4 protein-coding genes and 1 other RNA gene are annotated in these 4,415 nt (G+C 59.0%); 1 reads left to right on the top strand and 4 read right to left on the bottom strand.

What is annotated here, in order from left to right:
* The 4 genes from VGY55_17490 to VGY55_17475 all read right to left on the bottom strand — a co-directional run.
* On the bottom strand, positions 1–501 hold a 501-nt coding region (locus tag VGY55_17490), incomplete at its 3' end, for a hypothetical protein (protein ID HEV2971771.1).
* Positions 502–558: 57 nt separating this feature from the next.
* Positions 559–623: hammerhead ribozyme type II (locus tag VGY55_17485), an RNA gene on the bottom strand.
* Entirely contained in the window at positions 622–939 is a 318-nt protein-coding gene (locus tag VGY55_17480; GenBank protein HEV2971770.1) for a hypothetical protein, read from the bottom strand. Before VGY55_17480 ends, VGY55_17485 begins: the two co-directional genes overlap by 2 nt.
* 41 nt (positions 940–980) lie before the next feature.
* Positions 981–1,313: a hypothetical protein gene (locus VGY55_17475; GenBank protein HEV2971769.1), complete on the bottom strand. Its 333-nt coding sequence runs from the start codon at positions 1,311–1,313 to the stop codon at positions 981–983.
* Between the two features lie 770 nt (positions 1,314–2,083).
* On the opposite strand from VGY55_17475, the gene VGY55_17470 reads away from it, so the two are divergent.
* A partial coding sequence (locus VGY55_17470) for an autotransporter-associated beta strand repeat-containing protein (GenBank protein ID HEV2971768.1) occupies positions 2,084–4,415 on the top strand: 2,332 nt, incomplete at its 3' end.

Here is a 4,415-nt window from a genome sequence, read left to right as displayed (position 1 = left end):
GAAGCTTGCTCGCCAGCGTTCGATGGCCGCCGTAATCGTTTGAGCTGGTCCCAGGTCGATGCGCCGAATCGGCCCATCGGAGCGAACCACGAAAGCGACCAGGTGGCGCTCGTCTCGGGGCCGTTGTCCCTTTTCCTTGGGTGGAACGTAATAGCCGCACTCCAGAAGATCGACCAGAACGGCGTCGGCCGGCAGCGACTTCTGGACGTCGGCGGGCGTACGCTGGCGCTCGTCCAACGCTTGGCGAAATTCCCGGCTCGCGCTAGCCAGCGATCGTTCCAACTGCTCGATCCGGTCGCTCAACTTGGCGAGGCGACGCTGATGCTCTTCCCGCTGCGACGCCGAGGGAACCGTCTGCGACAGTTCCGACAACTCCCGCGTCGCGCGAGTGAGATCTTCAAACAACCCGGCCGCTTCCGGCGACTTGCCTCCGTTGACAATCTCCCGAGTCCGCCGGATCGCCTGTTGCCGGGCGGAGACGGCGCCCTTCCAGGCGAGCACTTCGCCGTAGGCCGCGTCGGGGGGCAGGTTCGCCTCCTCGTCTTGAATGCTTGATGGTTGTGGCTGCCATCATCAGGCCCGGCCAACCACGGTCGGGCGACGCGCCGCAGCGCGTTTCGGCTACGAACGAAGAATGACGATGCGGGTTGTTTCCTCGGTCGCTGGGCGTTCCGTCTCGTCACATACGCCTTCGTCGTCGTCGAGCGACTCGATGGCGATCCCCGAATGGCTATAGGCCGAGGCCTCAAGGCGTTCGCTTTCGTCAAGCTCTTCGACCGTGCGGACGACGAGCGCCTGCTCGGTGTGGCAAATGTCCCCGTAGTCGCTGCTGAACACGACGACGGCGTCCTCGGGCATGTCTTCGAGGGCTTCGATCAATTGGCCGACGGTCATTCCGTGCGCAAGTGCTCGGTCGATCTTGGATTGGTTCCGGCTCATCGTTGGACTCCTCTGAGAATCGTGGTTAGAACTGGTTCGGGTTATTTGCCGTAAACGTGTTCGGCCAATCCCGCACAGAGGAAGTCGACGATCGCGGCCGCGACCGGGTCGGCGGCGAGGACGTCCGCCCCGCGGTCCCAATTGAAAACGGTCGTGTGTCCGTGCAACCAGGGTCGGGCGAGCCAGAGCTTCGAAATGCGGCTCTCGTCGAGTTCCCATTCCGGGTTCTCGGCGTGCTCGGGGAACACCAACGCGTCGAAGCGGTGCCCGGCAATCGTCCCGCAGACCCAAGTTCCGGCGTCCGACGCGCGGCGGGTGGTCTTCGTGATCACAAGGTCGTCGCCCAGGTCGAGGTCGTCCAAATCGGCGTTCATGGTCGTGGCTCCGTTTTGGGTGGTACTATTCATGCGTACATCGCACGATCTCACAGTTACCTCAGGTCGCCGGGAACATCCAGCGGATTCGGAAAGAATTCCGAGAATCTTTGCCCGAGAATTCCGGCGAGAACCCTTAGCAGCCAGCGGCCGATTTGTAAGAAACGGCCAGATTGGCGAATTCGCGCCGGATGGATTCACCTAGGTCAGAGACCATCTGCTCGGACGCGCCCCGTTCGAATCGAGCATCGTTTTCGGACTCAACCATGTCTCGCGACGATCCGATGCTTGCAATCGCAGTGACAAATGGCTATATTCAGGGCCGTGGGGGTTGGCTTCTTGCGAGGCATGATCTTCGGCTTCGTGAATCACCGTCGGCTGCAAGCCGCCGAGTGGTGACCGATTGAATCGCGAATTAGCCCTGCGTTGCCGCGCCAATCCTTGAGTCGCAACCCTGCGATTCGCGACGCAGTGATTCTAAATGCAGCGATTCAACCGATCACGCCTCCCCGCGCTTCCGGCACTCGTGTCGTCGAGCCCGCATTCATTCTTTTTCCGAGTAATTCCTATGCTTCCTTCATATCTCAGTTTCAACGTTTTCTGTTTCATCCATTTCTTTTATCGGGAGAACGCTCATGTGCCAGATTCAGGACCCAATCGGCCCCCGCCCCGCGGCGGCCGGAACAAAGCGTGGTTCACCGAGAACCCGTTCCGCGCGGCTGCATCGTATCGAGTTTCGCCGAAGTCAATTCGTCCTTATCTTCGGTTTATTGTTGGGAGCTGCTTCGGCCGATGCACTCGCGGGAACCAACGGCACTTGGACCGATACGACGAGTGGAGGTCTCTGGTCGGATCCGAGCAATTGGTCCGGCGGCGTAGTTGCAGACGGGACTGATGGAATCGCCGACTTCAGCACACTCGACCTGACGGCCGACAACACGGTCCATCTCGATAGCTCCCGCACGATCGGCAGTCTGCTATTCGGCGACACAACTCCGTCGAATAACTGGACGCTGCACAACAACGGCAATGCAGCCAATATCCTGACGATGGGAGTTTCGTCGGGTAGTCCACTCATCCAAGTCAATAATCAGTCGGCAACAATCAGTGCGATCCTGGCCGGGGCTCAGGGATTGACCACTGCCGGCAGCGGCACGGTAACGCTCTCTGGCGCAAATACGTACAGCGGCGGCACGACGGTCGCCAACGGCACTGCGATCAACACTGCCAATTCGCTCATTCTGGGCTCCTCCACCACGCAGAACGGCGGCGCGATAACGAGCGGCCCAGTCGGGACGGGAGCCGTGACTCTCGGCTCGATCGGCGCGGGTTCCAGCAGTTTATTCCTGGGCACTGCGCCTGGCCTCACCGTGGCCAATCCGATTGTCGCCAACGATTCATCCGCTGGCTCTCTCATTTTGGGCAGCAAGAACGCGAGCGGAGTCAACACCTTCGCGGGAAACATCACGCTCGGTGCGACCAACAATGTCGGGAAGAGCATCTACATCAACGCTCCGCCGGTTGGCGAATTGGACCTCACTGGCAATATCCTGGCCAACGGAGCGGACTCGACAGCCGGGCTCGTTGTTAACAGCGGCACAGTGCGCCTGACCGGCAACAGTACCTATGTCGGGGGCACGACCGTCAACACAGCCGTGTTGATCCTTGATCCGGCCGCGCCGGCGAATTCCGTTTTGGGAAGCGGAACGATCAAGATCCGATATGCGCCCGACACATTGCAACTCCGGTCCGGTTCCGCGATCTCCAGCAACCGTTTGGATGTGTTTGATAGTGATTTGACCATCAACCTTTCGGGCATCATCAATGCCGCCGATCTCGCTAGCTACTACATGCGAACCTCTTTCTTATTTACGACCGGTCCAAGTGCGTCGCCGAATTCACCCTATAGTCTTTCACTTGGCACTGGGCCAGGGAGCACAGTTTTTCTAGACGATTCATCCACGCTCCATATCGCCAAGAACGGCACGGGGGTCGGAACCTTGTTCCTCGGGTCGCTCGTAAGCCCCATTGGATTCGGCGTCGAAAGTGGGGTGCTTACGCTCAATTATCCGGCCACAAATATCAGCTCCGGAGCCGAGGTTGACATTGGGCAGATCGGTCAATCTTCCACCCTAACTGCCACTGTCAATTCGAACAATGCGACGGCCTTGGGCACCGGAACCGTCATCAACCTGAACAATTCGGGGGCCACGTTTAATGTCGGCGTAAGTCAGCAAATCATGTCTCTGGAGAACGCCGCGCTCCCTCCTAACTTCGCCCCTGCCACGATCGTTAACCTCAATCCGGCCGGCACTCCATCCCAACTGACGATCGGCACGGGCAGCGCCGACAAATCGCCCTCAACGTTCTCCGGGAACATCGTCGGCGCTGACGGAAGCATCGTGGTTAACAAAGGTCCGAACTGCACGGTCAGGCTGGCGGGCACCGATACCTATTCCGGCGGCACAATAGTCAACGGAGGCAGGTTGGTTTTCGCCGGCGCAGCGTCGATTCCAAGCGGCAGCATAACGATCAATAATGGAGCGGAAGTAGGGGACGGGGCCGCGATTAACCAAGCGTTTCTAAATCACTTCACAAGTAGTTCAAATGGCATCGTTGGGTTTGATGCCAACAGTTCAAACAATCTGGATCTTAGCCAAGCATCCGGCGCCAATCTGCCGAATGTCATGCTCGGCGCGACAAATGACCACTTCATCGTGTACACATACAGCGGACCGCTCACACCATATGGCAAAACGTATCAATTCGGCGGCGGCGGCTTCGGAATGCTCGCCGTAAACAGCGTGCTCAAAGACTCCCCCGCCGGTTCCACCTCACTCACGCTCTCGGGCAATCTTACGCTTGTTCTATCGGGAACCAACACATACAGCGGCGACACGACGGTCAATGGTGGCACGCTCCAAGTCACCGGCTCTTTGGACAAAAATGGCCCTGCAACGACTTTTGTCTCCGCGGGCACCGATTTCACGCTGGCATCGCTTATTCGTCGAGTTCAGCCCGGCGGTTCTTACGCTGGACTTGGTGCGACAGCAGGTGGAATCGCGATTGGAAGCATGGCCGACATTCGAGCTGGCAAGAATA

This window comes from Pirellulales bacterium (assembly GCA_035939775.1).
Taxonomy (GTDB): domain Bacteria; phylum Planctomycetota; class Planctomycetia; order Pirellulales; family DATAWG01; genus DASZFO01.
The sequence above is the reverse complement of the archived record's forward strand: the minus strand, read 5'-3'. Positions and strand labels throughout refer to the sequence as shown.